At 76.3% G+C, this 25,851-nt stretch carries 26 protein-coding genes and 1 tRNA gene; 8 read left to right on the top strand and 19 right to left on the bottom strand.

All coding sequences use genetic code 11. The features are described 5' to 3' along the window. Positions 1 to 4 precede the first annotated feature (4 nt). From J3P29_RS01420 to J3P29_RS01385, 8 genes are all read right to left on the bottom strand, one after another. Complete coding sequence (locus tag J3P29_RS01420; protein ID WP_210491211.1) at positions 5 to 1,267, bottom strand: ABC transporter substrate-binding protein; 1,263 nt, start codon at positions 1,265 to 1,267, stop codon at positions 5 to 7. Between the two features lie 126 nt (positions 1,268 to 1,393). Further along, the gene (locus J3P29_RS01415; RefSeq protein WP_210491210.1) at positions 1,394 to 2,299 is read right to left on the bottom strand and encodes an SIS domain-containing protein; all 906 of its coding nucleotides are present in this window, start codon (positions 2,297 to 2,299) and stop codon (positions 1,394 to 1,396) included. A gap of 40 nt (positions 2,300 to 2,339) precedes the next feature. Then, positions 2,340 to 3,404: an amidohydrolase family protein gene (locus J3P29_RS01410; protein WP_210491209.1), complete on the bottom strand. Its 1,065-nt coding sequence runs from the start codon at positions 3,402 to 3,404 to the stop codon at positions 2,340 to 2,342. Positions 3,405 to 3,465: 61 nt separating this feature from the next. Further along, positions 3,466 to 4,290: an endo alpha-1,4 polygalactosaminidase gene (locus tag J3P29_RS01405; RefSeq protein ID WP_210491208.1), complete on the bottom strand. Its 825-nt coding sequence runs from the start codon at positions 4,288 to 4,290 to the stop codon at positions 3,466 to 3,468. Between the two features lie 220 nt (positions 4,291 to 4,510). After that, entirely contained in the window at positions 4,511 to 5,269 is a 759-nt protein-coding gene (locus J3P29_RS01400) for a DeoR/GlpR family DNA-binding transcription regulator (RefSeq protein ID WP_210491207.1), read from the bottom strand. 10 nt (positions 5,270 to 5,279) lie between these two features. After that, complete coding sequence (locus J3P29_RS01395) at positions 5,280 to 6,233, bottom strand: PfkB family carbohydrate kinase (RefSeq protein WP_210491206.1); 954 nt, start codon at positions 6,231 to 6,233, stop codon at positions 5,280 to 5,282. Then, positions 6,230 to 7,192: a carbohydrate kinase family protein gene (locus J3P29_RS01390; RefSeq protein WP_210491205.1), complete on the bottom strand. Its 963-nt coding sequence runs from the start codon at positions 7,190 to 7,192 to the stop codon at positions 6,230 to 6,232. The genes J3P29_RS01395 and J3P29_RS01390 overlap by 4 nt, the downstream gene beginning before the upstream one ends. Next, the gene (locus J3P29_RS01385) at positions 7,189 to 8,481 is read right to left on the bottom strand and encodes an alpha-glucosidase/alpha-galactosidase (RefSeq protein WP_210491204.1); all 1,293 of its coding nucleotides are present in this window, start codon (positions 8,479 to 8,481) and stop codon (positions 7,189 to 7,191) included. Before J3P29_RS01385 ends, J3P29_RS01390 begins: the two co-directional genes overlap by 4 nt. Before the next feature lie 102 nt (positions 8,482 to 8,583). Between J3P29_RS01385 and J3P29_RS01380 the strand changes: the two genes are divergently transcribed. Beyond that, positions 8,584 to 9,480, top strand: coding sequence for a DUF2090 domain-containing protein (locus tag J3P29_RS01380; protein ID WP_210491203.1), 897 nt, complete (start codon positions 8,584 to 8,586; stop codon positions 9,478 to 9,480). A gap of 43 nt (positions 9,481 to 9,523) precedes the next feature. Here J3P29_RS01380 and J3P29_RS01375 read toward each other — a convergent pair whose 3' ends face one another. Together J3P29_RS01375 and J3P29_RS01370 are read right to left on the bottom strand one after the other, a co-directional pair. Further along, positions 9,524 to 11,578, bottom strand: coding sequence for a WYL domain-containing protein (locus J3P29_RS01375; RefSeq protein WP_210491202.1), 2,055 nt, complete (start codon positions 11,576 to 11,578; stop codon positions 9,524 to 9,526). A gap of 129 nt (positions 11,579 to 11,707) precedes the next feature. Further along, positions 11,708 to 13,204: an HD domain-containing protein gene (locus J3P29_RS01370; RefSeq protein ID WP_210491201.1), complete on the bottom strand. Its 1,497-nt coding sequence runs from the start codon at positions 13,202 to 13,204 to the stop codon at positions 11,708 to 11,710. A 127-nt stretch (positions 13,205 to 13,331) separates the two neighbouring features. Between J3P29_RS01370 and J3P29_RS01365 the strand changes: the two genes are divergently transcribed. After that, positions 13,332 to 14,243: an alpha/beta hydrolase gene (locus J3P29_RS01365; RefSeq protein ID WP_210491200.1), complete on the top strand. Its 912-nt coding sequence runs from the start codon at positions 13,332 to 13,334 to the stop codon at positions 14,241 to 14,243. 58 nt (positions 14,244 to 14,301) lie between these two features. Continuing rightward, entirely contained in the window at positions 14,302 to 15,306 is a 1,005-nt protein-coding gene (locus tag J3P29_RS01360; RefSeq protein ID WP_210491199.1) for a L,D-transpeptidase, read from the top strand. A 577-nt stretch (positions 15,307 to 15,883) separates the two neighbouring features. Here the strand turns inward: J3P29_RS01360 and J3P29_RS01355 are convergent. Next, positions 15,884 to 16,102 (bottom strand): hypothetical protein, encoded by a 219-nt coding sequence (locus J3P29_RS01355; protein ID WP_210491198.1) that lies wholly within the window; start codon positions 16,100 to 16,102, stop codon positions 15,884 to 15,886. A 43-nt stretch (positions 16,103 to 16,145) separates the two neighbouring features. Between J3P29_RS01355 and arfB the strand changes: the two genes are divergently transcribed. After that, positions 16,146 to 16,559 carry an alternative ribosome rescue aminoacyl-tRNA hydrolase ArfB gene (gene arfB, locus J3P29_RS01350; RefSeq protein WP_210491196.1) on the top strand — a complete coding sequence of 138 codons (414 nt, stop codon included), beginning with the start codon at positions 16,146 to 16,148 and terminating at the stop codon, positions 16,557 to 16,559. A 267-nt stretch (positions 16,560 to 16,826) separates the two neighbouring features. Here arfB and crcB (J3P29_RS01345) read toward each other — a convergent pair whose 3' ends face one another. Then, complete coding sequence (crcB, locus tag J3P29_RS01345; RefSeq protein ID WP_210491195.1) at positions 16,827 to 17,192, bottom strand: fluoride efflux transporter CrcB; 366 nt, start codon at positions 17,190 to 17,192, stop codon at positions 16,827 to 16,829. Further along, entirely contained in the window at positions 17,189 to 17,638 is a 450-nt protein-coding gene (gene crcB / locus J3P29_RS19580; RefSeq protein WP_349239744.1) for a fluoride efflux transporter CrcB, read from the bottom strand. Before crcB (J3P29_RS19580) ends, crcB (J3P29_RS01345) begins: the two co-directional genes overlap by 4 nt. Before the next feature lie 63 nt (positions 17,639 to 17,701). On the opposite strand from crcB (J3P29_RS19580), the gene J3P29_RS19575 reads away from it, so the two are divergent. Next, positions 17,702 to 17,965 carry a hypothetical protein gene (locus J3P29_RS19575; RefSeq protein WP_246851881.1) on the top strand — a complete coding sequence of 88 codons (264 nt, stop codon included), beginning with the start codon at positions 17,702 to 17,704 and terminating at the stop codon, positions 17,963 to 17,965. 73 nt (positions 17,966 to 18,038) lie between these two features. Next, positions 18,039 to 18,938: a hypothetical protein gene (locus J3P29_RS01335; protein WP_210491193.1), complete on the top strand. Its 900-nt coding sequence runs from the start codon at positions 18,039 to 18,041 to the stop codon at positions 18,936 to 18,938. 17 nt (positions 18,939 to 18,955) lie between these two features. Here J3P29_RS01335 and J3P29_RS01330 read toward each other — a convergent pair whose 3' ends face one another. Beyond that, on the bottom strand, positions 18,956 to 19,441 hold the full coding sequence (locus J3P29_RS01330) for a universal stress protein (protein ID WP_210491192.1): 486 nt from the start codon (positions 19,439 to 19,441) through the stop codon (positions 18,956 to 18,958). A 289-nt stretch (positions 19,442 to 19,730) separates the two neighbouring features. On the opposite strand from J3P29_RS01330, the gene J3P29_RS01325 reads away from it, so the two are divergent. Both J3P29_RS01325 and J3P29_RS01320 read left to right on the top strand, forming a co-directional pair. Then, entirely contained in the window at positions 19,731 to 20,975 is a 1,245-nt protein-coding gene (locus J3P29_RS01325; RefSeq protein ID WP_210491191.1) for a Tm-1-like ATP-binding domain-containing protein, read from the top strand. After that, positions 20,972 to 21,793: a phosphoenolpyruvate hydrolase family protein gene (locus J3P29_RS01320; RefSeq protein ID WP_210491189.1), complete on the top strand. Its 822-nt coding sequence runs from the start codon at positions 20,972 to 20,974 to the stop codon at positions 21,791 to 21,793. The genes J3P29_RS01325 and J3P29_RS01320 overlap by 4 nt, the downstream gene beginning before the upstream one ends. A gap of 116 nt (positions 21,794 to 21,909) precedes the next feature. On the opposite strand, the gene J3P29_RS01315 is transcribed toward J3P29_RS01320, so the two are convergent. The 5 genes from J3P29_RS01315 to J3P29_RS01295 all read right to left on the bottom strand — a co-directional run bounded on the left by J3P29_RS01315 (position 21,910) and on the right by J3P29_RS01295 (position 25,809). After that, entirely contained in the window at positions 21,910 to 22,722 is an 813-nt protein-coding gene (locus tag J3P29_RS01315; RefSeq protein ID WP_210491188.1) for an endo alpha-1,4 polygalactosaminidase, read from the bottom strand. A 28-nt stretch (positions 22,723 to 22,750) separates the two neighbouring features. Further along, positions 22,751 to 23,764: a hypothetical protein gene (locus tag J3P29_RS01310; RefSeq protein ID WP_210491187.1), complete on the bottom strand. Its 1,014-nt coding sequence runs from the start codon at positions 23,762 to 23,764 to the stop codon at positions 22,751 to 22,753. A gap of 118 nt (positions 23,765 to 23,882) precedes the next feature. Continuing rightward, complete coding sequence (locus J3P29_RS01305; RefSeq protein WP_210491186.1) at positions 23,883 to 25,019, bottom strand: NADP-dependent malic enzyme; 1,137 nt, start codon at positions 25,017 to 25,019, stop codon at positions 23,883 to 23,885. Positions 25,020 to 25,028: 9 nt separating this feature from the next. Next, positions 25,029 to 25,472 carry a hypothetical protein gene (locus tag J3P29_RS01300; protein ID WP_210491185.1) on the bottom strand — a complete coding sequence of 148 codons (444 nt, stop codon included), beginning with the start codon at positions 25,470 to 25,472 and terminating at the stop codon, positions 25,029 to 25,031. Positions 25,473 to 25,736: 264 nt separating this feature from the next. After that, positions 25,737 to 25,809: transfer RNA gene (locus J3P29_RS01295), tRNA-Phe, on the bottom strand. Between the last annotated feature and the right edge of the window lie 42 nt (positions 25,810 to 25,851).

Below are 25,851 nucleotides of genomic sequence, written 5' to 3'. Positions count from 1 at the left end.
CGCGCTAGCCCTCCCCGAGGGCGTCGTTGGCGCCGCTGACCGCGTCCGCCGCGGCCTTGTCCGGCGTGGTGCTGCGCAGCAGCGTGGCGGCGATCTGCCGGCCGATCGCGGTCGACATCTTCGGGTACTGCGTGACGGGCGGCCGGGCCCGCGCGGTGTTCAGCGCCTCGACGAACACGGACACGCCCTCGACGCTCTTCGCGTGCTCCGTCCAGCGCGGCTCGGTGGCCGTCGACCGCCGCAGCGGCAGGCTGCCCGCGTCGATGTCCCAGCGGGCGTCCTGCTGCGGCTGGGTCAGCCAGCGCACGAACTCCTGGGCGGCCTTCGTGCGGGCGTCGCCGTTGTCGAACAGCATCCAGGCGTCGGGGCCCGAGATCGTCGACGGCTTGCCGTCGTAGCTGGGCAGCGGGGCCACGCCGTAGTCGACCTTGCTCTCGCGGATCTCGGGCAGCTGCCACGGGCCGGTCGGGACCATGCCCATGCGCCCGTTCATGAACACGCGGTACATCTGCTCGCTGCCGGCGGTCTTGTCGACGTAGACCGAGCCGTCCTGCGCCAGCCCGCCGATCGTGGCGAACGCGCGCTGGGCGGGCGCGCCGCCGAAGCCGGCCTGCTTGCCGTCGGGCGAGACGACGTCGCCGCCGGCCTGCCAGACCATCGGCCAGATGCGCCAGGTCGTGTCCTCGTCGCCGACGCCGGGCCAGCCGGTGCCGAAGACGCCGTCGCCCTTGTCCGTCAGCCGCTTCGCGATCGTGCGGTAGTCGTCCCAGGTCCAGCCGGCCTTCGGCTCCGGGATCCCGGCCTGCTCGAACAGCTTCTTGTTGTAGACGACGGCGAGCGAGTCGATCACCGCGGGCACGCCGTGCACCTCGCCCCCGACCGTGACGGCCTCGCGGGCCGGCGGGTAGAAGTCGTCCCAGTCCCAGCCTGCCCCCTTGACGGCGTCGGTCAGGTCGACCGACTTCGGGCTGCGCGCCAGCGACGGCACGTTCGGGCCGAACTGGTAGACGACGTCGGGGTACTTGCCGCCGGCGAGCGCCGCGGTCGTCTTCGAGTACAGGTTGTCGGCCAGCGCGCCGACCTGGGAGTCGACCTGGATCTTCGGGTGGCTCGCGTTGAAGTCGGCCACGAGCGCGTCCATGGTCGTCTTCGCCGTCTGGTTCTGGCCGTGCCAGAGCGTGATCTTCACGACCCCGCCGTCGGCCGACGCGTCCGCGTCGTCGCCCCCGCCGCCACAGCCCGTCACGGCGATCGCGGCGGCGCTCATGGCGGCGACGACGGCGATGCGGGCAGCCCTGCTATTCGGTGTTCGCACTCTGCGTTCCTTTCGAAGGCCGTCGGGACGGCGGCAGTCGGGTGCCCGGTCGGGCGTACGCCCTCGGGGCCGGACGGACTAGTTCAGGACCTCGAGCTCCTCGTCCGTGAGGACGACGGACCGGGTCAGGTTGCGGGGCAGGTCGGGGTTGAGCCCGCGGGCCTCCGCGAGCGCGACGGCGGTGCGCTGCGCGAGGACGAGCGACGCCATCGGGTCCAGGTCGGGCCGGACGAGGGTCGCGCCCGTGGCCTCGATCTGCGCGACGATCGGCGCGTCGAGCGCGGTGAGCGCCCAGACGACGCGGCCGGGGGCCGCGATGCTGATCGGCCCGTGGCGGTACTCGAACACGGGGTAGGCCTCCGTCCACGCCTGCGCGGCCTCGCGCAGCTTCAGGCCCGCCTCCTCGGCCAGGCCGCAGCTCCAGCCGCGGCCCAGGAAGGTGAGCTGCTCGCCGTGGACCGCCACGTCGACGGGCAGCGGGGCCTGGAGCGCCCGCTCGGCGTCGTCGGCCGCGGCCGCGACGGCGGCAGGCTCCACCTGGGCGCGCAGGAGCGCGAGCACCGTGGTGGCGAATCGCGTCTGCACGACGGACTCCTCGTCCGCGAAGCCCAGGTCGACGACGTGGTCGGCGGCCTCCGGCACCGGGGTGCCGGGGACGGCGGTGATCGCGACCGTGCGCCCGGCCTGCACGCGGCCGAGGGCGCGGGCGACCTCGGTCGTCGTCCCGGAGCGGGAGATCGCGACGACGACGTCGTAGCGGCGGCCCTCCGGCAGCTCGGAGGCGGCGAACGCGTCGACCTCGCCCAGGCCCGCGGCCTCGCGCAGCGCGGCGACGGCGCGGGCCATGAACAGCGAGGTGCCGCAGCCGACGATGCACGTGCGCTCGCCGGCGGCCGGCAGCACGCCGGACAGGTCGTCGGCCATCGCAGCGGCCCGGCGCCAGAGCGCGGGCTGTGCGGCGATCTCGTCAGCAGTGATGCTCATTTGTGAATGAATATCCGACGTATCGCTCAAAAGCAAGCATTCATCTCGACGGAGCCAGGATGCGCCGCGCGTTCTCCGCGTAGACCGCGCGCAGCACGTCGTCGGGCAGGTCGAGGGCCGAGACGCGCCAGACGCCCTGCGGATGGGGATCCTCGGGATCGGGGCCGTACGCGAAGTGCTCGTCCGCGGTCTCGAGGAAGCGGAAGTGCAGCTCGTACGTCGCGCGGTCGGGCGGGAAGGCGTCCGTGCCGAAGAGGACGCGCCTCGGGTGGTCCACCAGCAGGGCGCGGGCGGCCCGGGGCTGCCGGCCCAGCTCGCCGATCCGGGCGGAGACGTCGACGTGCAGGTTGGGGTGGTCCTCCAGCATCCGCCGGACGAGGGCCAGGTCCTCGGCCGCCGACGCCACGTGGGCGGCGACGAACGTCGTCCCGGGGTGGGCGGCCACGGCGCCCTCGAGCGCGGCGATCAGCCGCTCCCACGAGGGCACGCCGGTGCCGTGGAACGACCACTCCGGGTGGCGGGCCAGCTCGTCCCGGCGCTCGTTGCGCGCGTCGTTCGGCCACCAGAACGCGACGGGGTCGGCGGTGTGGATGAGCACGGGCAGGCCCAGCTCGCCGGCGGCGGCCCACACGTCGCGCAGCCGCGCATCGTCGGGCAGCACGAGCGCGCCGGCGGCGTCGCGCACGCTCAGCCCCAGGTCCTTCCAGACCTTCAGCCCCCGCGCGCCCGCCCGCCGGGACGCCTCCAGGGAGCGGACGATCGCGTCCGGCCCGCCTCCGCCCGGCCCGAGCTCGCCCCACGGGGCGTGGCAGAACGTGGCGAACCGGCCCGGGTGCGCGCGGTCGTAGCGGTCGAGATTGGCCTCGAGCTCCGCCCCCGTGCGGCCGTCGAGGTTGACGATCTGCTCGATCCCGACCTCGTCCATCAGGCGCAGCAGCGCCGCGACGTCGTCGACGGCCCAGCCGCCGTCCCGGCCGACCCACGACGCGAGCCACCGGCCCAGGTGGTTGTGGGCGTCGATCACGGGGTGCGCCGCGCGCGGCACCCGGGTCTCGGCCACCCGCAGGGCGGAGCGGACCGGCGGAGCCGGCGTCCCCCCGCTCACCGCCCGGCCCTCCCGCGGCGGGGGTGCGGCCGCGACGGCGGCCCCGGCCGCACCCCCGCGCTCAGCACGCCTGGTAGACGTAGGGCTCGTCGCCGGCCGGCGCGCCCGCCGGCGGGCGCGGGGCCACGGCGCGGTCGCGGTAGATGATCGAGATCTGCGCGCCCCGGGCCGCGCAGGCCGCCTGGAAGTTCGGCAGCCCGCCCTCGTCGACGTACTCGATCTCGTACACCTGGTCGCCGTACTCGTCGGTGTAGTCCTCGCACTCGCCCCAGACCTGGCACTCCTCCGCGATGGCGAAGTCGAAGCCGATCGAGGCCTTCGCGCCGGGCGCGATCTCCGCACCGTTCTTCTGGGCGATCGCGAGTCCCGCAGCATGGGCGCGCGCGACCAGCAGCTTGGAGAGCGCGACGTTGTTCGCCGTCGTCACCAGCCCCTTCGACCGGTCCCACGAGTCCAGGTTGTCCGGCTCGACGGCCTGGAACCCGGCCGCCGCGCAGCCGTCGAACCAGCCGCCGACGATCGCGGCGATCGCCGAGCGCTTGGCGGCCGTCCGCGTGTCGAGCACGATCTCGTTCTTCCAGATCGGGTCGGTGACGTACGCGCCGTTCTTCTTCAGCAGCAGGTCGTCGTGCTGGGCCTTCCACCACGCCGCCTCGCTCGGCTGCGTCTGGAACGCGTTGACGTAGCAGACGTTGTACTTCCCGGCGACCGGGGCGGCCGCGCGGTCGCGGTCGACGATCTGGACGGTGGAGACGGGGGAGTACGCCCCGCCGATCTGGTAGTCGAACTGGCCGTTGGCGGGCGGCAGAGCGGCCTGGGCGGTGCCGCCCAGGAGTCCGACCGCGCCGAGGGTCGCGGCCACGAGCCCCGCTCGCAGCGCCTTCATCGCGTGCATCACACGCCTTCCCTTCGTCCTGCGACCCCGCCTCGAGCCCGGTGCTCTGGCGACGGATGCCGGGCTGACTACCGACTGGGGCAGGCTCCGGGCGCGAGCCTACGGCGGGCCCCCGGCACGGTCAAGGGCAAACGCGCAGGTTCGTCCACGATGCGTGAGCGTTCTTGCGCGAGTCGCGGCGCGCGCCGGCGGCAGGACCGAGCGCGACCGCTCAGGCGACCTCGACCTCGACGCCGGCGGCCTCGATGTCGCGGAGCTGCTCCGGATCGGCGCCCTCGCTCGTGATGAGCGTCGTGACCTGCGTCAGGTCGCAGATGCGGGCCAGCGCGGTCGTGCCGATCTTCGACGCGTCGGCCACCACGGTGACCTTGGCGGCCCGCTCCACCGTCATCCGGTTCGTGCGCGCCTCGACCTCGCGGTGCGTGGTGATGCCGGTCGTCGCCGTGATGCCGTCCACCCCGACGAACGCGTGCTCCACGTGCAGCTGGGCGAGCGTGTCGTCCGCGAGCGGCCCGACGAGCTCGTACGACGCCGCGCGGGCGACCCCGCCGCTGACGATCATCCGGATGTTCGGGCGGATCGCCAGCTCCGCGGCGATGTTGATCGCGTTCGTGACGACCGTCAGGCCCTCGCGGTCCACGAGCATGCGGCCGATCTCGGTGGTCGTCGTCCCGCCGGTCAGCGCGATCGTCGCGCCGTCCGGGATCCGCGCCGCCGCGGCGCGGGCGATCCGCTGCTTCTCGTCGCGGTGCAGCGAGCCGCGGTAGCGGAGCGGCAGCTCGTACAGCCCGTTGATCGCGACCGCGCCGCCGTGCGTGCGGTCGAGCAGCCGCTGCTCGTGGAGCGTCTCGAGGTCGCGCCGGATGGTGGCGGGGGAGACGCCGAGCCGCTGGACGAGGTCGTCGACCTCGACGGTGCCGGCCTCGGACAGGCGGTCGAGGATGCCCCGATGGCGCTCCGTCCGGTTCATGCCGCCCACCCTAACGCTCGACGCGCACGATATGCGCGCGGTCCGCGAGCGTTCTTGCGCGCTCGGGCGCGAAGTGCGCAGCGCCGGGGCTCTCGGCGTTCGCGGCCGCGGCCCCCAGCGCGCTCGCCAGCGCGCCGTCCCAGTCCTGCGGCCGCCGGTCCGCGTGGGCCAGGAGCGCGCCCAGGAACGAGTCGCCCGATCCCGTCGGATAGGGCCCGCGCGCGTCGACGGCCCCGTGGCGCACGACGCCGTCGGGCCCCACGGCGTAGGCGCCGTCCTCGCCCGCCGTGACGATCGCCACGCCGGGCGGCAGGCCCCGCGCGCCCCGCGCCGCCGTGAGCGACGCGTGCAGGGCGCACGCCGCCTGGACGACGCCGCCGGCGCCGGTGAGCCCGCGGGCCTCGGCTGCGTTGACCTTCACCAGGTCGGGGGCGGCCGCGAGCGCTGCGGCCAACGTGGGCCCGTCGTGGTCGACGGCCACGCGGGCGCCGGCGGACCGCGCCCGCTCGACCAGCTCGCCCGCGCACTCCGGCGCCACGCCAGGCGGCAGCGAGCCCGACACGCCGACCCAGCCGGCGACGACGCCCGCCGCGCGCACGCGGTCGGCGAAGGCGTCCCACGCCGCCGGCGGCGTGTCGTCGCCCCGCTCGTAGAACTCCGTGGGGCGGCCGCTCGTCCGGTCCGCGACGGTCAGGCAGGTGCGCGTCTCGCCCGGGCTCCACGCCGCGTCGACGTGCATCCCGTCCCCGCGCAGCGCCTCGGCGACCCAGCGGCCGGCGTGGCCGGCGAGCAGGACGACGGCCAGCACGTGGGCGTCGAGCGCCCGCGCGGCCCGCGCCGCGTTGAGGCCCTTGCCGCCCGGCACGGCGACGAGCTCGAGCGGCCGATGGATCTCGCCCACCCGCACGCCCTCGACCGCGAACAGCTTGTCGACCGCCGGGTTGGGGCAGACCGCCGCGATCACGCGGGCACCCGGGCGGCGAGCGCCGACGCCTCGGCGAGGGTCGCCTGCCCGGCGGTGCCGCCGGCGGCGCGCGTGGAGAGCGTGCCCGCGGCGCTGGCCAGCCGCAGGGCCTCCGGCGTCGACCGCCCGTCGAGGAGCGCGCGGACGTAGCCGCCGTCGAACGAGTCGCCCGCGCCGACGGCGTCGACCACGGGGGCGCTCGTGGGCGCTACGCCCACGTCGATCCGGCGCCCGTCGTCGATCGCGAACGCCCCGGCGGCGCCGCGCTTGACCACCACCACGGCGCCGTCGGCGGCGAGCTCGCGGGCGGCGGCCTCGACCGTCGCGTCGTCCGTCGCGCGACCGTCGCGGCCGCTCAGGCGCACGACCTCCGCCTCGTTGGGCAGCAGCACGTCGACGTGGGTCAGCCACGCGGGAGCGACGAAGCGGTCCTCCGGGTCGAAGTTGGTGTCGACGGAGACGGTGGCCCCGGCGGCGCGGGCCGCGGCGACGATGCGGGCGCCGTCGGCGGCGATGGCCGGCAGCAGGAAGACCGCCGCCAGGTGCACGTGGCGCGGCGCGGGGTCGAGGCGGCCGAGGGCGTCGTCGGCCGTGACGGCCACCATCGCCCCGCGCTCCGTGTAGATGGCGCGGTCCGCCCGCTCGAGCAGGTGGACGGACGTGCCGGTGCGCCCGCCGGCGACGCGCCGGATCGCGTCGCGGCGCACGCCGTGGTCGTCCAGCATCCGCAGGCTGACGTCGCCCAGGGCGTCGTCGCCCACGGTGGCGCAGAGCTCCGTCCGCAGCCCGATCCGCGCGAGCCCGGCGGCGCAGATGCCGCCGGACCCGCCGAGCGTCAGGGCCATCTCGGCGTCGCGCTCGGCCTGGCCCCACCGCGGCCGCAGGTCGTCCCCGCGGACGAGCAGGTCGGGGTTCAGATCGCCGACGACGAGGACGTCGACCGGCCCGTCGTCGGTCACCCCCGCAGCCCCTCGGGCAGGCGGTCGCCGTGGGCGGCGAGCAGCTCGTCGACCATCGCGGCCGTCTGGTCCAGGCTGAGCGCGCCCGCCGTCGCCGGGTCGAGCATCGCGGCGTGGAGCACGTGGTCGCGGCGCCCCTCGAGCGCCGCGCGCACCGTCAGGTCGGCGACGTTGAGGAACGTCCGGTTCAGCGCCGCCAGGTGCGCGGGGTAGTCCGGCACCGGGGTCGGCCGCACGCCGGTCCGGTCCACGACGCACGGCACCTCGACCGCCGACCGCGCCGGCAGGTCGGGGAGCAGCCCCGTGTTCTGGACGGTGCCGTAGATGACCTGCGGCTGCCCCGTGTGCATCGCGTGGATGATGAGCGACGCGTACTCCAGGCTGCGCTCGATCTCGAACTGCTCGCCGGACGCCAGGCCGCGCTTGATGTGCTCGTACTCGTCCAGGTTCTCCTGGCTGCGGTCGATGTAGTCGCCGACCTTCAGGCGGAAGCGGTCGACGAGCTCGTCGTCGCGCAGGAACCACGGCAGGTACTCCGCGGAGTGCTCGCTGGACTCCGTGGGGAAGTAGCCCAGGCGGCGGTAGAGCTCCACGCGCACGCGGCGCTGCAGCTCGGGGTCGTCCGCCACCCGCTGCGCCAGGCGCGGGTACAGGTCCTCGCCGTCGCGCTCGAAGCGCAGGATGAACGCCTGGTGGTTGACGCCCGCGCCGAGGAAGGTGACGTCCTCGAACGGCACGTCGACGATCTCGGCCAGCTGCCGCGTCGTGTGCTGGATGGAGTGGCACAGCCCGACGATCTTCTTGTGCGGCGAGCCCTCGGCGTACGCCTGGCACAGGATCGACATCGGGTTGGTGTAGTTGAGCAGCCACGCGTCGGGGCAGACCGCGGCCATGTCCTCGCCGATCCCGAGCAGCACGGGGATCGTGCGCAGGGCGCGGAAGATGCCGCCGGTCCCGAGCGTGTCGCCGATCGTCTGCCGCAGGCCGTACTTGGCGGGGATGTCGAAGTCGAGCAGCGTCGACTCGTGCATCCCGACCTGGATCATGTTGATCGCGAAGTCGGCGCCGTCGAGCGCCTCGCGGCGGTCCAGGTGGGTGGTGATCGTCGCCCGCCCGCCCAGCTGCCCGTCGATCCACCGGGCCATCGCCTCCGCCGTGCGCAGGCGCTCCTCGTCGATGTCGTGGAGCGCGATGTGCGCGTCGGCCAGCTCCTCGAACGCGAGCAGGTCGCCGAGCAGCTCCCGCGTGAAGGTGACGCTGCCGGCCCCGATGAACGTGATCTTGAGCATGATCTGCACCCTACATTGAGCAAGCTTGATCGGCTAGGGTCCGATATGAGCAATTTCGCTCATCATTCACGCACGGTCGGCGCGAGGCGCCGGGAGGATCCAATGCCGGACGCAGCCCCGCTGTTCATGCTCGCCTTCGACCACCGCAACGCCCTCGTCGGCAAGATGCTGCCGGGCCGCACGGACCGGGCCGACGAGCTGGTGCCGCCCGCGAAGGACCTGATCTACGACGGCGCCCGCGCGGTGCTGGCCGACGGCGGGTTCGGCGCCGGCCGCCTGGCGGTGCTCGTGGACGAGCAGTACGGCGCCGCCGTCGCGCGCGCCGCCCGACGGGACGGCGTGACGCTGGCCGTCGCGTGCGAGCGCAGCGGCCAGAAGCACTTCGCGCTCGAGTACGGCGACGACGCCGCCGCGCACATCGAGGACCTCGACCCGGACTACGTCAAGGTCCTCGTCCGCTACAACCCCGACGGCGACGAGGCCCAGAACGCGCGGGAGCGCGCGGCGCTCGCGGACGTCTCCGCGCTCTGCGAGCGCCTGGGCCGCAAGCTCCTCTTCGAGCTGCTGGTGCCGCCGACCGACGCCCAGCTCGCCGCGGCCGGCGGGGACCGCGACCGCTACGACGCCGAGCAGCGCGCGGAGCTGACCGTCCGCACGATGGACGCGTTCCAGCGCAGCGGCACCCTCGTGCACCTGTGGAAGGTCGAGGGCTTCGAGACCGTGGAGGACGCCGCCGCGGTCGCGGCGCAGGCGGCCCGGGGCGCGGTCGACGCGCCGATCATCGTCCTGGGCCGCGGCGCCGACGACGCGCGCGTCGACCACTGGGTGCGGATCGCCGCGGCGACCGAGGGCTTCGCCGGGTTTGCGATCGGCCGCAGCATCTGGTGGGCGCCGGTGGCCGACTGGCTGAACGACGCGTGCACCCGCGAGGAGGCCGTCGCGCGGGTCGCCGCCGGCCTGCGCCGGTCGATCGACGTCTGGCAGGGGGCGACCGTCTAGCCGGACCGCGCGGGCCGTCCGGCGGTCGCCGGGCGGCCCGCGCCTACGCCCCGAGCAGCCGCTCGGCCGTGGCCCGCACGGCCTCGCGGGCGTCCGGCGGCTCGAGCACGACGAGGTCGCCGATCTCGGTCAGCACCTCGCGCACGAGCCAGTCGACGCCCGCGAAGGCGATCCGGGTGACGAGCGCGCCGTCCTCGAGCTCCTCGCTGATCCGGCGCCGCTCGCGCTCCCAGCGGGCGCGCTCCGGGCTGACCCACACGCGCGCGGTGCGCGACGCCGGCAGCTCGCCCGTGCGCGGCCAGCCGGCCACGTCGGCGGCGGGGTCGACCTCGGGCCGGCGCTCGAACGTCTCGTCCAGCACCTGCGCGTCGCGGATGCGGTCCAGGCGGAAGTGCCGCACGTCCTCGCGCGACGGGTCGTAGGCGGCGACGTACCAGCCCTCGCGGCCGTTGATGAGCGCGTACGGCTCGACCCGGCGGTGCGAGAACTCGTCCTCGTTGGGCTTGTAGTAGTCGAGCTCGATCACCCGGCGATCGTGGGCGGCACGCGAGATCAGCTGGGAGAGCTCGCGGTCGTCGCCGCCGCCGTGCGCCACCTGCAGGCCGTGCTCGAGCGGGTCCTCGCCGAGCGCGTCGACGACCTTGCGCCGCACGGCGGCCAGCGAGCCGTCGGGGAAGTGGTCGCCGATCAGGTCGATCGCGGCCACGAGCGCCTTGGCCTCGACCGGCAGCAGGCGCGCGGGCCGGGCGAAGTGGTCCGAGTACGGCTCGGGGTCCACGTCGACGTACCCGTCGTCGGCGATCTCGGCGTAGAGGACGTACGAGCCGCCGCCGAAGTTGACGACGTTGAGGACGTTGATGTCGTCCTTCAGCTCGGCCTCGGAGACGTTGAGCCGCCCGATCAGCTCGCCGACCTCGAGCCGCTCCTGCGCGCGGCCGGCGTGGATGAGGATCGACGCCAGGGTGACCAGGCGCGCGAAGCGCTCGGGCCGGATGACGCCGTCGCGGGTGGGGGGCGCGGCCTCGCCCGGGTCCTCGCGCACCTCGGCCGGGCGGCCCGGCGCGGCCAGGAAGGGCCCGGTGTGGCGGTCGCGCACGCTCTCGAGCCGGCGCCGGTACTCGTCGCGCAGCGCGGCCGGCTCGAGGATCTCGGCGTGCTCGCCGATCCGCATGACCCAGCCCAGCAAGGCGCGGGCGACGCCGTACTCGGTGGTGAAGATCGCGTCGCCCTCGGGCGCCGCGGGGTCGACGGGGGCGAACGTGCCCTGGCGCCCGTGCGCGCGCTCCACCTGCCAGGCGATGCGTCCGGCGATGCGGATGCGGGCGGTGCCGACGGCCTCGGACATCTGCCAGTCGGCGCGGTCGCCGTACGGGCGCGGATCGAAGTCGTCGGGACGGCGGAAGTCGTGCTCGGCCTTCGTCGCGTACGCGACCTTGTCGCGGATGCGCGAAAGGCGGAAGACGCGCAGGCCGTCCTTCTCGTGGTCGCGGCCCAGCAGGTAGAACTGCCCGCCGCGGAAGAGCAGGTGGTACGGGTCGACCTTGCGCGGCTCGACGACGTCGCGGTGCAGCGAGTGGTACTCGAACGTGATCGTCTTGTTGCGGAAGATCGCCGACTCGACCTTCGCCAGCCGCTGCGAGGGGTCCCGTCCGCCCGCCTGCGCCGTGACGCCCAGGCCGACGAGGCGGGCGGCCGGCTCCTCGAGCGGACTCGGGCGGCCCCACGACAGCTGCTGCAGCGCCAGGCGCAGCGGCTCGGCGTACGCGAACTCGCCGTCGAGCAGCGACAGCGCCAGCTGCAGCGACGCGAGCTCCTCGTCCGTGAACTCGATCGGCGGCAGGTGGAAGTTCTCGCTGCGCAGCGAGTAGTGCTCCTGCTCGGCGCTGCCGTCGCCGGGCCGCTCGATCGTCAGCTGGATGCCGAGCGACTCGAGCTCGGCGCGGTCGGCGTAGAAGCGGCGGGCGAAGGCGTCCTCGTTCATCCCGCTGTACCCCTCGACGTCACGCCGGATCTCGAGGGCCGTGACCGGCCGCCGCTCCGCCATGAGGTACGAGATGAGCGAGAGCTGCCTGATCAGCTTCTCGGTGTCCTTCGCCATCGACGGAGCACCTTACGGCCCCCACCGCTCCGGCGCGGGACGGACGGACGATGCGGCCCCGCCGCCGCGGGGGCGGGACGGCGCCGGGACCCCGCCCGACGGGCGGGGGGGGAACGCGGCCGGCGACCGCTAGGCGGCGCTGAACGTCGTCGAGCCGAAGTCCATGAGCGACGTCTGCCCCGGGACCTCGTCCCGCCGCGGCTCGTCGCCACCCTGCTCCGCCGCGACGCCCGGCTCCTCGGACGTGGGCCCGGGCTCGGGCGCGGGGCGCGGCTCGCGCGGCGGCTGCGGCTCGGGGGTGGGCGCGGGCTCGGGGGCCGGCGCGGGCTCCGGGGTCGGCTGCGGCTCGGGAGCGGGCTCCGGCTCGTCGCCGTCCGAACGCCGCGCCCCCTCCGCCGGCCGGGCCGCGACCGGGTCCGCCGCCGCGCCGTGGGCCGCGGCCGCGTCGGCGTCGGGCGCCGGGGACCAGTCGTCGAGCGGGGCCGCGGCGGCCGGGGCGTCGCCCGCCACGGCGTCGCCGTCCGGGACGCCGGCCGCGAGCGCGTCGTCGGCCTGCGCCCCGCCCGCGCCCAGCTCGGCGCCCGCGGGCAGCGGCTCGGCCGGGGCCGGGTGCGCGTCGTCCAGCCGCGCGTCCGGCCCGTCGAACGCCGCGGCCGGCGGGGCGCCCGCGCCGCCGCGAGCGGGGCCGAAGTACGCCGCGCCGCCCAGGCCGCGGTCGTAGGCGCTCCACTCCTGCCCGTCCCCCAGGCCGCGCTCCAGGCGGTCGAAGGTGCCCATGCGCGCGGCCAGGTCGTCCGCGTGGTGGACGAGCAGCGCCTCGCGCGTGGCGGGCGCGACCGGGCTGCCGTACTCGAGCTTGCCGTGGTGGCTGAGGACGATGTGGCGGATCGACCGCGCCGTCGGCTCCGGGAAGCCGTCGAGGTCGGCGATGACGCGCCGCAGGATCTCGTAGCCGATGACGATATGGCCCTCGAGCCGGCCCAGGTCGGTCAGCTCGGGGGAGACGGCGTCGGCCGTGTACGTGTGGGCCTTGCCGATGTCGTGCAGGATCGCGCCGGCGACGGCCACGTCGCGGTCGACGGGGGCGAAGAGGGGCGCCAGCCGCTCGACGGCCTCGGCCACGCGCAACGTGTGGTCGAGCAGCCCGTGCGGGTACGCCTCGTGGAAGTGCTTCGCCGCCGGGGCCGCGCGGAACCGCGGCCAGAAGGCGCCGTCGCGGGCGAAGACGCGCTCGAGCAGCGCGGCCACCCAGCGGTCCTCCGTCCGGCCCACGAGCGCCCAGAAGCGCTCCTCCAGCTCGGCGACGGGCACGGACGGCCCCTCGACGAGCGTGCTCATGTCGACGTCCTCCTGCCGCACCGCGGAGAGGCGGTCGAGCTGGATCTGCCGACCGAACCGCTCGTGGACCTCGAAGCGCCCCGTCACCCGGACGGCGGTGCCGCGGACGGCGACGGCCTCGACGGCCTCGCAGTCGTCCCAGACCATCGCGACGACGCTGCCGCTGCGGTCCGCGAGCTCCAGGCGCAGGTAGACGTCGTCGCTGCCCTTGCGCGAGCGTCGGTCGACCCCGCGGACGAGGAGCACGTGGTCGACGGCGGCGCCGTGCTCGAGCTCGCGGAGTTCCATAGAGGGGAAGGTACGGCCGGGGGCGGACGGCACGCGACGGGCGGGACGTCGTACGGGCGTCCAGCACAATCCCCTGCAAACGGCCATAACACGCGCGGCGGCGGACGGGCGGTGGTAGCGTCGCCCGATGAGCGCCCGGACCCCTCTCGTCGAGCGCCGCCTCGACGTCGGCGGCGTCCGCACCCGCGCGCTGCTGACCGGTGCGGCCTCGCCCGCGGCCGGCACGCCGTTCCTGCTGCTGCACGGCTACTCCGACTCCGCGGACACCTGGCGGCGCGTCCTGCGCGAGCTCGGCGACCGCGGCCAGCGCGCCGTGGCGATCGACCTGCCGGGCTTCGGCGCCGCCGACCGCCTGACCCGCGACGAGCCGATGCTCGTGCAGCACCGGCGGCTCGTCGCCCGGGTGTCGCGCGAGCTGTGGGGGGACGAGCCGCCGATCGTCGTCGGCAACTCGATGGGCGGCGCGCTGGCGCTCCAGTGCGCCGAGGACCGCCCGTCGCCCGCCGGCATCGTCCCGATCGGCCCGGCGGGACTCGAGCATCCGGGCTGGTTCCGCATGGTCGAGCGCCAGCCGCTCGTCCGGCACCTGCTGTCGGACGTCGTGCCGGTGCCCGGGCCCGTCGTGCGCGCGGCGACGATCCGCGTCTTCCGCCAGCTCGCCTACGCCGACCCCGGCGCCGCGCGGCGCGAGGACCTGGTGCGCTTCGCCGCCCACTACCGCTCCGTCCGCGACGTCCGGCGGCTGCTCGCCACCGGCCGGCGGCTGCTCGGCGAGCTGGAGGACCCGTTCGCGCTCGACCGCGTCGCGTGCCCCGTGCTCCTCGTGTGGGGCGAGCGCGACCGGATGGTCCGCGCCCGCGGCGCGCGCCACCTGCTCGCCGCGCTGCCGGACGCCCGCTACGAGCTGCTGCAGGGCCTGGGCCACTGCCCGCAGCTCGAGGACCCCGAGCTCGTCGCCGACCTGCTGACCGGGTTCCGCTGCGCGCTCGGCGCGGGCGGCGCCGTGGGCCGGCCGACGACGGCGGCGCTCGCGGCCTGACCCGCAGCAGGGCTTGCAACCGGCTCGGCGGTTGCGGCGCCGTCCTACAGTGGATCGCATGCCGTCCCTCACCCTTCGTGCGGTCGCGCCGCGCGCCGCCGTGCTCGGCGCGCTCGCGGCCGCCGCGCTCGTCCCGTCCGCCGCGTCAGCCCAGAAGCCGAACCCGACGATCCTGCCCGGCGTCACGTTCGCCGGGGTCGACCTGTCCGGCCAGACCCGCGAGCAGGCCGCGGCGACGCTGACGACCGCGCTGAAGGGCAAGCACCCCAACGACGCCGACGTGGTCGTGCGCGTCGCGGGCCGCCGCCACAAGCTGACGATGGACGCGCTCGGCTACGGGTGGGACCTGGAGAAGGCCGTCATCCGCGCGTCGAAGGCCCCGGCCGGCACCGCCGTCGACGCCCCGATCGTGTGGGACTCCGCCGCGTACTCGAAGTGGCTGACGTCGCTGTCGAGCATGAAGAAGAGCGCGCGCGACGCCTCCGTGAAGATCGGCATCACCAAGATGCGGATCCGCGGCGGCCGCGACGGGTGGCGCCTGGACCGCGCGAAGCTCAAGGCGCTCGTCGACCCGGTCATCGCCGACCCGACGAAGCCCCGGAACGACCTGGCCCTGTCGGTCGTCCGCACGAAGGGCCGCACGATCAAGAGCCTGCGCGCCCAGTACGGGACGATCGTCACCATCGACCGCCGCACGTTCAAGCTGCGCCTGTTCAAGCGCCTGAGCCTGCGCAAGACCTACCGGATCGCCGTCGGCGCGGCCGGCCACGACACGCCGGCCGGCAGCTACACCGTCACGTCGAAGCAGGTCAACCCGGCCTGGCACGTGCCGAACTCCGCCTGGGCCGGCTCGCTCGCCGGCCAGGTCATCCCGGGCGGCGCGCCGAACAACCCGCTGAAGGCCCGCTGGCTCGGCCTGCGCGACGGCATCGGCATCCACGGCACCGCCGAGACCTGGGCGCTCGGCCAGCGCGCGTCGCACGGCTGCATCCGCATGCACCCGAAGGACGTCGTCGACCTGTACGGGCGCGTGCCGATGGGCACGACGGTCAAGATCCGCTGAGGGGCTGGCCGGCGGGGGCCACTCGGGGTGGCCGCGCCTGCCCGGCCGGTGTGGGTGGCGGGGGCGGCGGGCGAAGCCGGCGGCGGGCGATGCGTTCCGTTTGAGGTCCGCGGGCCGGCCCTGAGCCGGAACGCGGCGGCCTGGCCGGGCCCGTTCCGTCTCAGGTCCGCGGGCCGGCCCTCAGCCGGAACGCGTCACCCCGGCCGGACCGGTTCCGTCTCGGGTCCGCCGGTCGGCCCTCAGGCGGAACGCGTTGCCCCGGCCGGATCCGTTCCGTCTCAGGTCCGCCGGCCGGCCCTCAGCCAGAACGCGTTGCCCCGTCCGCACCGGTTCCGTCTCAGGTCCGCCGGCCGGCCCTCAGCCGGAACGCGTCACCCCGGCCGGAGCCGTTCCGTCTCAGGTCCGCCAGCCGGCCCTCAGCCGGAACGCGTCACCCCGTCCGCACCGGTTCCGTCTCAGGTCCGCCAGCCGGCCCTCAGCCAGAACGCGTCACCCCGTCCGCACCGGTTCCGTCTCAGGTCCGCGGGCCGGCCCTCAGCCGGAACGCGTCGGCCCAACCGGGCCGACGGCGCTCGCCCTACGGGTTGAGCGTGCCGCGCAGCAGCCAGCCGGAGACGCCGGCGAGGATCGCCGCCACGACGGGGGCGCCGAAGCCGACGATGCCGACGACGGCGAGCACGAGCGTCACGACGAAGACGACGGCCAGGCCGCCGGTGGCGAGGGTCAGGCGGTAGGCCCGGGCCTCGCGCTGCTTGCGGGTCATGCGGCTGCCGGAACGGCGCTGGAGGTCGCTCATCGTCGGCCTATCCTGGCACGCAGGCCCTACCCTGGTCGAGGCCATGGAGGACGCGCTGCGCATCAACGGGGGTCTGCGGATCCCGCTCAGCGAGATCGTCGTGCGCGCCAGCCGGTCGTCCGGACCGGGCGGCCAGCACGCCAACGTCACGGCGTCGCGGATCGAGGTCGTCTTCGACGTGCGCGCCAGCCCGACCCTCACCCCGGGGCAGCGCGCACTGCTGCTCGACCGCCTGGGCCCGGTCGTCCGCGCCGTGTCGCAGGACGCCCGCAGCCAGTCCCGCAACCGCCAGCTCGCCCTCGAGCGCCTGGCCGAGCGGCTGCGCCAGGGGCTGTACGTCGCGCCCTCGCGCCGCGCGACCGCCCCGACGAAGGGCGCGAAGAAGCGCCGGCTCGAGGCGAAGGGGCGCCGTTCGCAGGTCAAGCAGGGCCGCCGGCGCCCGACCGGCGACGACTAGCGCCCGCGCCGCGCCCCGCCCGGCGACCACGGGACCACGCCCGCCGCCCGACCGGGGACCTCTGGGGTACCCGCGCCGCGGTCCCGGACGCCGACCGCCGGACGCCGCGCCGACGCCCGACGGGGACCACCGGACCTCCCGGCCACCCACCTCGACACGCCGCGCCGACCGGCAACGCCTGACCCGCGCCGACGCCCCACCCGGCGGCCACCCGAGCGCCCACCCGGCGACCACCGGACCACGCCCCGACGCCCCGCCCGGCGAGGACTAGAGCGCCGCGCCGAACGCCCGACCGAGGGCCGCGGCCGCGACCCCGAGGGCGAGCGACAGGACGACGTTCGCCGCCGCCACCGCCACCATGCCGCGGGACGCCGCGCCGACGGTGTCGAGCATCCACGTCGAGAACGTCGTGTAGGCGCCGACGAGGGCGGTGCCCAGCAGCAGCGCGGCGTCGTGCGGCAGCGCGAGTCCGGCGAGCAGGCCGAGGACGAGCGTGCCGCTGACGTTGACGACGAGGATGCCCGCCGGGAAGGGCCCGGCCACGCGGCGGCGGACGGCCTCGTCGACCGCGTAGCGCAGGACGGCCCCCACGCCGCCGAGCAGCGCGACGCCGAGCCACAGCAGGACGCTCACAGCCGTCCCCCGGCGCCCAGGCGCGCCGCGGCGACACGTGCCGCGACCGCCCGGCCGACGACCACCGCGAGCAGGCCGGCGGCGAGCGTCGTGGCCGCGTAGCCGGCGGCGAGCCCCCACGCGTCGGCGCGCACCTGCTGCACCACGTCGACCTGCAGCGTGGAGAAGGTCGTCAGGCCGCCGCAGACGCCGGTGGCGAGGAAGGGCCGCCAGCGCGGGTCGACGTCGGGCGTCGCCGCGATGCGCGTGGACCACCAGCCCAACAGGAGCGCCCCCGCGACGTTGACCGCGAACGTCGCCCAGGGCCAGGCGCCGGGCGCGTGGGGCAGCGCCTCGCCGAGGGCCGCGCGGGCGACGGTGCCGAGCGCGCCGCCGCAGAAGACGGCGGCCACCACGCCGACCCGCGCGGCGCGGGCGTCGGGGGCGGTCGGCGGAGCGGCGGGCACGGCCGTCCCAGGGTACGGCCGCCGCCGGTGTGACGCTCGGGCGCCGCGGGTACCGGCGGCACCATGACGATCGTGCGCCTGGACGTGGAGTGGCAGACGGACCGTCGGGCCGAGGTCCTCGACGCGATGGAGCAGCAGCCCGACGTCGGGGCGCTGCGCGACGAGGGCGGCAGCCTGCACGTCGACCTGCCGGGATACGGGGCGGACGCCGCCCGCTCCCGGGCGATCGAGCTGCTGCACCTCGCGACGGAGGCCTCCGGCGTGGAGCCCCACGCCGTCCGGCTGCTGCAGGACCGGACGGAGGGCCGCGGCGAGCAGGCGCTCTGAGCGTCCGCCCGCCGCGCCGCGCGGACGACGGGCGGCGCGGGCGGAATCCCGCAGCGGGTAGGTTCCGGGGCCCATGCTGCTCGCCGCGATCCCGGGGGACCTGTGGCGCGAGTACGTCCAGGAGCCCGGCCGCCAGGGCATCTTCCTCGTCCTGGCCGCGTTCCTCGGCTCGTTCCTGTTCATCCGCACGAGCGCCCGGATGGCCCGCAGCGACCGCTTCCCGTGGTGGCCCGGCAGCGTCGTCACGGACAGCGGCGTGCACCTGCACCACCTGGTGTGGGGCATCGTCCTGATGATGGGCGGCGGCACCCTGGGCTTCGCGCTGCAGGGGCAGTCGGGCTGGTTCGAGGTCTCCGCCGTCCTGTTCGGGATCGGCGTCGGCCTGACGTTCGACGAGTTCGCCCTGTGGGTGTACCTGCAGGACGTGTACTGGGCGCGCGAGGGCCGCACGTCGATCGACGCCGTCGCGATCACCGCGGCGTTCATGGGCCTCGTCTTCCTGGGGATCAACCCCCTGCAGGTGACGGGCGACGACCTGCTCGCCACGCTCGTGTCGCTGGGCTACTCGCTCGGCGTGCTGCTCGTCAGCGGCGTCTGCTTCGCGAAGTCGCGCTACCTGCACGGCTTCGGCACGCTCGTGTTCCCGCCCGTCGGCCTGTGGGCGGTCGTGCGGCTCGCGCGGCCGGGGTCGCCCTGGGCCCGGTGGCGCTACGGCGCGCGCGATCCGGAGCGGCAGCGGCGCGCCGACGAGCGCTTCGGCCCGCACCGCCTGGCCACCCGGATCACGGAGCGGCTGCGCTCGGCGATCGGCGGCTTCCCGATCGAGCTGCCGCACCGCTCGCCCGCGCCCCACGGCCCGGACCGCGGCGAGGACGAGGCGCTCGAGGCCGCCGCCCGCGAGGTGCAGCAGCGCGCCGCGGACGAGGCCGCGGCGCGGGCGCAGCAGGGGCCTGCGGCGGGCCGCCGCCCCTGATCCGGCGGCCGGCGGCGTCAGCCCTGCGCGCGGCGGCGGCGCTCGTCGACCACGGCCGGGGACGGCACCACCGTCACCGGGCGGTCGGCGTGCTGCAGCAGCGCGTGCGAGACGGACCCGAGCAGGACGGAGCGGACGCCCGTCAGGCCGCGGGAGCCGGTGACGATCAGGTCGGCGTCGAGCTCGGCGGCCTCGTGCAGGACGGCCTCGGCGATGCCCTCGCGGCGCTCGGCGATGCGCGAGGTCGCCGTCAGCCCGGCCTCCTCGGCCAGCTTCGCGCCCTCGGCGGCGCGCTCCTCCGCGCCCTTGCGGTTGGCCGCGTCGACCTCGGCGTCGTCGCTGAGGTAGCCGGCGCCGAGGCCGAGGGCCCCGCTGCGCGCCATCTGGCTCATGAAGGGCTCCCAGACCGTCAGCACGGTCACCTCGGCGCCGGGCATGGTGCGGCCGACGTGGGCGATCGCCGCGCGGGCGTCGTCGGAGCCGTCGTAGGACACCAGGATCATCTGCTTCTCCTTCCGTGGGGGCACCCGGGGCCGGCCCGGGGCGGAGGACCGGCCGGCCGCCGCGCGCCCGGCGGGCGGGCGCCGGACGGCGCCGGTCGACGGGCCTCCGTCCCCCGAACCTACTCCCGTGCCCGCGCCGCCGCGCGCCGGGCCCCGGGCGGCGGACTCCAGGGTCCGCTTCGGCGGCCGGATCCCCCTCGGCCGGGGCATGCGGCGCGCCGGGCGCGCGACGCCGAACGAGCGGTAGGGAGACAATGGGCGGGATCCGTCCTCAACACCGGAGGCGTCCATGACCCCCACCGTCGCGCTGCTGGGAACCCTCGACACGAAGGAGACCGAGTACGCGTACCTGCGGGACCGGCTCCGCGCCCAGGGCGCGGAGGTGCTGCTGATCGACGTCGGCGTCCGCGCCCCGCGCGCGCTCGTCCCGGACGTGCCGCGCACCGAGGTCGCCGCGGCCGGCGGCGCCGACTCGGCCGCGCTCGAGGCGGGGAACGACCGCGGGTCCGCTGTCGCGGCGATGGCCGCCGGCGCCGCCGTCGTGCTGCGGCGCCTGTACGACGAGGGCCGGGTGCAGGGCGCCCTCGCCGCCGGCGGCTCGGGCAACACGACGATCGCCGCGCAGGCGATGCGAGCCCTGCCGGTGGGCGTGCCCAAGCTCGTCGTCTCCACGATGGCCGGCGGCGACGTGTCGCACTACGTCGGCGGCAGCGACCTGGCGATCATGCCGGCGGTCACCGACGTGGCGGGCGTCAACCGCGTGTCGGCCCGCGTGCTGTCCAACGCCGCCGCGGCGCTCGCCGGCATGGTGGCGGCGCCGGCGGTCGAGGTGCCCGGCGACCGGCCGCTCGTCGGGGCGACGATGTTCGGCGTCACCACCCCCGCGGTCGACGAGGCGCGGCGGCTGCTGGAGGAGCGCGGCTACGAGGTGCTCGTGTTCCACGCCACCGGCACCGGCGGGCGCGCGCTCGAGGCGCTCGTCCAGGACGGGTTCCTCGCCGGCGTGCTCGACCTGACGACCACCGAGCTGTGCGACGAGCTCGTCGGCGGCGTGCTGACCGCCGGGCCCGACCGCCTGCGCGCCGCCGGCGCCGCGGGCGTGCCCCAGGTCGTCTCGCTCGGCGCGCTCGACATGGTCAACTTCGGTCCCGTCGCCACCGTGCCGCCGGCGTTCCGCGACCGGCAGCTGTACGAGCACAACGCGTCGGTCACGCTCATGCGCACGACCGCGGACGAGTGCGCCGCGCTGGGGCGCGAGATCGCGGAGAAGCTGTCGGCCGCGCAGGGGCCGACGACCGTCCTGATCCCCCGCCGCGGCCTGTCCGCGCTCGACACGGACGGTCAGCCGTTCCGCGACGAGGCCGCCGACGAGGCGCTCTTCGCCGCGCTGCGGGACGGCCTGGGCGACCGCGTCGAGCTCGTCGAGCTCGACCTGCACGTCAACGATCCGGCGTTCGCCGCGGCGGCCGTCGACCGGCTCGACGCGCACGTGCGCGCGGCGGGCACCACCCCCACGGAAGGAGCATCGGCATGAACGGAGCGGACGCGCGCGAGCGCCTGCGGAGGACCGTCGCGGAGGGCGGCGTCGTGATCGGCGCCGGGGCCGGCACCGGCCTGTCGGCGAAGTGCGCCGAGGCCGGCGGCGGCGACCTGATCATCATCTACAACTCGGGCCGCTACCGGATGGCGGGCCGCGGGTCGCTGGCCGGCCTGATGCCGTACGGCGACGCGAACGCGATCGTCCTGGACATGGCGCGCGAGGTGCTGCCGGTGGTGCGCGACACCCCGGTCCTCGCCGGCGTGTGCGGCACCGACCCGTTCCGGGTGATGCCGCGGTTCCTCGCCGAGGTGGAGGCCGCCGGGTTCGCCGGCGTGCAGAACTTCCCGACCGTCGGCCTGATCGACGGGGTCTTCCGCCAGAACCTGGAGGAGACGGGGATGGGCTTCGCCCTCGAGGTGGAGATGATCGCCGAGGCGCACCGCCGCGGGCTGCTGACGGCGCCGTACGTCTTCGACGTCGAGCAGGCCGAGGCGATGACCCGGGCGGGCGCCGACGTCCTCGTCCCCCACATGGGCCTGACGACGAAGGGCTCGATCGGCGCCCACACCGCGCTGACCCTGGACGACTGCGTCGAGCGGATCCAGGCGATGCGCGACGCCGCGGTCGCGATTCGCGAGGACGTGATCGTCCTGTGCCACGGCGGGCCGATCGCCGAGCCCGAGGACGCCGCGTACGTCCTGGAGCGCACGACGGGCGTCTCCGGCTTCTTCGGCGCGTCCAGCATGGAGCGCCTGCCGACCGAGACCGCGATGACCGCGAACATGGAGCGCTTCAAGGCCCTCGCGGGCTGAGGCCCCGCGGGCTGGCGCCGCGCCCGGGGCCGGCCCGCGCGGCGGCCGGCCCGGCGCGGCGGTCCGCGCCTCGGGGCGCACGCCCCGACGGCGCGGGCCGCGGGGTCCGCCCCGGCTCAGCAGGTGCGGCGCAGGTGTCCTGGTCGCCCGCGGGCGACCAGGTCGCGGTCGCGCAGGACGATCGAGACGCGACCGCCGCGCGCCGCGCACGCCCGCCGCAGCACCGGCAGCCCGCCGGCGTCGCCGTACTCCACCTCGAGCAGCCGGTCGCCGTACTCGCGGGCGTAGGCGTCGCACTCGCGGTAGCGCTCGCACTCCTCGACCACGGCGAAGTCGAAGCCGATGCGGGCCCGGGCGCCGGCGGCCAGCTCGGCCGCGTTCTTCTGCGCGACCGCCAGGCCCGCGCGGTGCCCGCGGGCGACGAGCAGGCGGGCCAGGGCCACCGCGTCGGCGCGGCGCAGGCGGCCGCGCGAGCGGGTCCACGAGTCCAGGTTGTCCAGCTCGGCGCCGCGGTAGCCGGCGCGGGCGCAGCCGTCGAGCCAGCGGCCGACGATGCGCGCGATCGCGCGGCGGCGGGGCGCGGTGGAGGCGTCGAGCAGGACCTCGTCGGGCCAGTCCGGGTCGGCGACGAGCCGCCCGTGCCGCCGGAGCAGCAGCGACCCGTGCCGGCGGCGCCACCAGTCCAGCGCGCCCGGCTGGGTCTGGAAGGCGTTGAGGTAGCAGACGCCGTAGGCGCCGGGGGCCGGCGCGACGGTGCGGTCGCGCACCACGACCGTCACGCCCGGGTCGGGCGGGTAGGCGCCGCCGAGCTGGTAGTCGAAGGGGGCGCCGGCCGGGGGCGGCGTGACGGCCGCGCCGGCGGGGGCGACGAGCAGGGGCGTCCCCAGCAGCAGGGCCAGGAGCAGACGGAGGGGCCGCGGAGCGCGCACGGGACGCATCGTGGCGCGTCGCGCGCCGCTAGGGCGCGACGGTCCCGGCCGGCAGCTCGGTCGTGCTGCCGGTGCGCACGGCGTGCAGGACGACGTGGACCTCGGGCGGCCCCGCGCCGGCCTCGCTCGAGCTCGTGGCGGTGCAGGCGGCGTCGACGACGAGCGCGCCGTTCGACCGGACGATCGCCGTGCCGTGGGCGACCTGGCGCTGCCCCCGCCCGGCCGTCGAGGCCTGCGGCTGGCTCGTCACCTGCACGGCGCCCGTCGTCTCGTCGCTGACGCGCCGGGGCGTGCAGACCACCTGCGCGTCCTGGCTGTCGCCGACGATCGTCGCGTCGACGAGCAGCAGGTGGTCGCCCGCCGGGAGGGTGGCGACCGGGCCGCGGACCCACGCCACCTGGCTCGGGCCCGCCTGACCCGGATCCCCCTTCGGGCCGGCCGGGCCGGCGGCGCCCTGGGCGCCGGTGGCGCCCGCCGCGCCCTGCGGCCCCGTCGCGCCCTGCGGCCCGGCGACGCCCTGCGGCCCCGCGGCGCCGTCCGCGCCCGTGCCGCCGCGGGCGCCGGCCGGGCCCGCGCCTCCCCGGTCGCCCTTCGCCCCCCGGCCGCCGGCGGCGCCGCGGACGCCGGCGCCGGGCATGCCGGCGATCCCCTGGATCCCCTGCGGCCCGGTCGCGCCCGCGCCGCCGGTCAGCCCCTGCACGCCGGGCGTGCCCGGGATGCCCACGCCGCCGTCGGCGCCGCGCACGCCGACCGCGCCCTGCGGCCCGCGGGCGCCCATCGCCCCCCGCTCGCCGGTGCGTCCCCGCGGGCCCTGCGCGTTCCACGAGATCGGCGTCTCGCGGCGGCCGCAGCGCGCCTGGCTGGCGACGACGCGCAACGTGCCCGTGTCCTCGCCGAAGCAGCCGAGGATCCGGCGCGACCCCCCGTCGTCCCCGGACTTCACCGCGGCGTAGGCGCCGCCGGACGTGCCCAGGACGAGGGCGAGCGTCGCGGCGACGTTCGCGTAGGAGAGGTGACGACGGATGCGGGCGGGGCGCTCCACGCCCAGGGGATCGGCCGTGGCCGCCGCGACGGGCCGCGCGGTGGACCGACGTCGGAGAGCCGGGAGGCGGCCGCGGACGATCCGGGGCGCGCCGTCTCGGGTGGCTCGCCGACGGGCGTCAGGTCCCCGCCACCGCCCGGGCCACCGCCGGGACGACCCCGTCGTCGAGCACCGGGGGCAGGATGCGGTCGGCGCGGGGGTCGTCCACCAGCGCCGCGAGGGCCTTCGCGGCGCGCAGGCACGCGGCGTCGTCGACCTCGCGGAGCCCGCCGTCGAGCGCGCCGCGGAAGATGCCGGGGAACGCGAGGACGTTGTTGACCTGGTTGGGGTGGTCGCTGCGGCCGGTGGCGACGACGACCGCGCCGGCCGCGCGGGCGTCGTCCGGCTCGACCTCGGGATCGGGGTTCGCGAGCGCGAAGACGACCGGGTCGTCCGCCATCGCGCGGACGTCGTCCAAGCCGAACGCGCCCGGGGTCGCCAGGCCGACGACGGCGTCGGCGCCGCGCAGGACGTCCCCGACGTCGCCCTCGTCGTCCAGGCCCAGGTCCGCGACGAGATCCGCCTTCACGTCGTCGAGGTCGTCGCGTCCGGGGCCGAGCGCGCCGTGGCTGTCGGTCACCGCGAGCGCGCCGACGCCGTGCGCGTGCAGCAGGCGCGCCGTCGCGTTGCCGCTCGCCCCCGCGCCGACGATCACCACGCGCGCGTCCTCGAGCGGCCGGCCGGCGACGCGGAAGGCGTTCACGAGGCCCGCGACGACGACGATCGCGGTGCCGTGCTGGTCGTCGTGGACGACCGGGACGTCCAGGGCCTCGCGCAGGCGGCGCTCGATCTCGAAGCACGCCGGGGCGGCGACGTCCTCCAGGTTGATCGCCCCGAAGCCGGGCGCGATCGCGGCGACGGCGGCCACGAACGCGTCCTCGTCCGCGACGTCGAGCGCGATCGGCACCGCGTCGATGCCCGCGAGGGCGCGGAACAGGAGCGCCTTGCCCTCGAGGACGGGCAGCGCGGCGAGCGGCCCCTCGTCGCCCAGCCCCAGCACGGCCGAGCCGTCGGAGACGACGGCGACGGCGTTGCCGCGGCCGGTCAGCTCGGTGACGGCGTCCGGGTCGTCGGCGATCGCGCGGCTGGCGGCGCCCACGCCCGGCGAGTAGAGCAGCCCCAGGGTGTCCTCGTCCAGCTCGGCCTTCGGCCGGCTCTCCACCTTGCCCCGCAGGCGGCGGTGGAGCTCGAGGGCGCGGTCGTCGGCGGAGGCCATGCCCGCCGCCTACCCGGCTGCCGCGCCCGGCACGCCGTCCGGGGCCGGCGGCGCGAGGGGCAGGCGCGCGATCCAGATCCAGCCGTGGCCGGCGGTCGGCAGCCCCGTCAGGTCGCCGCCGAGCGCCTCGACGCGGGCGCGGGCGCGGGGCTCCTCCGGATCGCCGCGCAGGACGGGGTCCTGTGAGCCCGGCGCCGCGGTGCTCTGGACGGAGACGATCAGCATCCCGTCCTCGACCCGCAGCCGCACCACGAGGTGCTGACGGGCGCGACCGCGGCGCTCGATGACGTCGACCATGCCCTCGAGCAGGTCGAAGGCCGTGGCGCCCACGCGCTCGGGGACGCGGCGCCGCTCCGTGCGATCGACGAGGCGCGCGGCATGACCGAGGCGCTGCAGGCGCACGACGAGCTCGGGGACGCGAGCGAGCGTCCGGGACGACGGGGGGTTCGGCACGGATGGTGCGACGGCACCGGGGGGAAGCGCCGTCGACGGGGTCGGGGGCGCGCCGTCCGACTGCCGGGCGGCGCACCGGCGCGACCCTAACGAACCCCCGGTTGGCCCGTGGGGCGTTCCGCACACGACGGACGCACGGTCGACGCCGTCCGCGCCGGTTCTGGACGCCTGTCAGACGCCGGGCGCCGACGGGGCCCGCCACGACCGGCGGTGCCCGCCGCGGCCCGGGAACGCGAAAGCCCCGCGATCGCGGGGCTTTCGGGATGGCGAGACCCGGACTCGAACCGGGGACACCACGATTTTCAGTCGTGTGCTCTACCAACTGAGCTATCCCGCCAGGGCCGTTCAGAGTACCGGAGGATCGGCCCGGCGCGCCGCG

Source organism: Patulibacter sp. SYSU D01012 (assembly GCF_017916475.1).
Lineage (GTDB): Bacteria > Actinomycetota > Thermoleophilia > Solirubrobacterales > Solirubrobacteraceae > Patulibacter.
The sequence above is the reverse complement of the archived record's forward strand: the minus strand, read 5'-3'. Positions and strand labels throughout refer to the sequence as shown.

Coding starts and splice junctions, on each gene's coding strand:
- J3P29_RS01420 (WP_210491211.1), bottom strand. CDS start 1,267: ATGAGCGCCGCCGCGATCGCCGTGACGGGCTGTGGCGGCGGGGGCGAC.
- J3P29_RS01415 (WP_210491210.1), bottom strand. CDS start 2,299: ATGAGCATCACTGCTGACGAGATCGCCGCACAGCCCGCGCTCTGGCGC.
- J3P29_RS01405 (WP_210491208.1), bottom strand. CDS start 4,290: ATGAAGGCGCTGCGAGCGGGGCTCGTGGCCGCGACCCTCGGCGCGGTC.
- J3P29_RS01400 (WP_210491207.1), bottom strand. CDS start 5,269: ATGAACCGGACGGAGCGCCATCGGGGCATCCTCGACCGCCTGTCCGAG.
- J3P29_RS01385 (WP_210491204.1), bottom strand. CDS start 8,481: ATGCTCAAGATCACGTTCATCGGGGCCGGCAGCGTCACCTTCACGCGG.
- J3P29_RS01380 (WP_210491203.1), top strand. CDS start 8,584: ATGCCGGACGCAGCCCCGCTGTTCATGCTCGCCTTCGACCACCGCAAC.
- J3P29_RS01375 (WP_210491202.1), bottom strand. CDS start 11,578: ATGGCGAAGGACACCGAGAAGCTGATCAGGCAGCTCTCGCTCATCTCG.
- J3P29_RS01370 (WP_210491201.1), bottom strand. CDS start 13,204: ATGGAACTCCGCGAGCTCGAGCACGGCGCCGCCGTCGACCACGTGCTC.
- J3P29_RS01365 (WP_210491200.1), top strand. CDS start 13,332: ATGAGCGCCCGGACCCCTCTCGTCGAGCGCCGCCTCGACGTCGGCGGC.
- J3P29_RS01360 (WP_210491199.1), top strand. CDS start 14,302: ATGCCGTCCCTCACCCTTCGTGCGGTCGCGCCGCGCGCCGCCGTGCTC.
- J3P29_RS01355 (WP_210491198.1), bottom strand. CDS start 16,102: ATGAGCGACCTCCAGCGCCGTTCCGGCAGCCGCATGACCCGCAAGCAG.
- arfB (WP_210491196.1), top strand. CDS start 16,146: ATGGAGGACGCGCTGCGCATCAACGGGGGTCTGCGGATCCCGCTCAGC.
- J3P29_RS19575 (WP_246851881.1), top strand. CDS start 17,702: ATGACGATCGTGCGCCTGGACGTGGAGTGGCAGACGGACCGTCGGGCC.
- J3P29_RS01335 (WP_210491193.1), top strand. CDS start 18,039: ATGCTGCTCGCCGCGATCCCGGGGGACCTGTGGCGCGAGTACGTCCAG.
- J3P29_RS01330 (WP_210491192.1), bottom strand. CDS start 19,441: ATGATCCTGGTGTCCTACGACGGCTCCGACGACGCCCGCGCGGCGATC.
- J3P29_RS01325 (WP_210491191.1), top strand. CDS start 19,731: ATGACCCCCACCGTCGCGCTGCTGGGAACCCTCGACACGAAGGAGACC.
- J3P29_RS01320 (WP_210491189.1), top strand. CDS start 20,972: ATGAACGGAGCGGACGCGCGCGAGCGCCTGCGGAGGACCGTCGCGGAG.
- J3P29_RS01305 (WP_210491186.1), bottom strand. CDS start 25,019: ATGGCCTCCGCCGACGACCGCGCCCTCGAGCTCCACCGCCGCCTGCGG.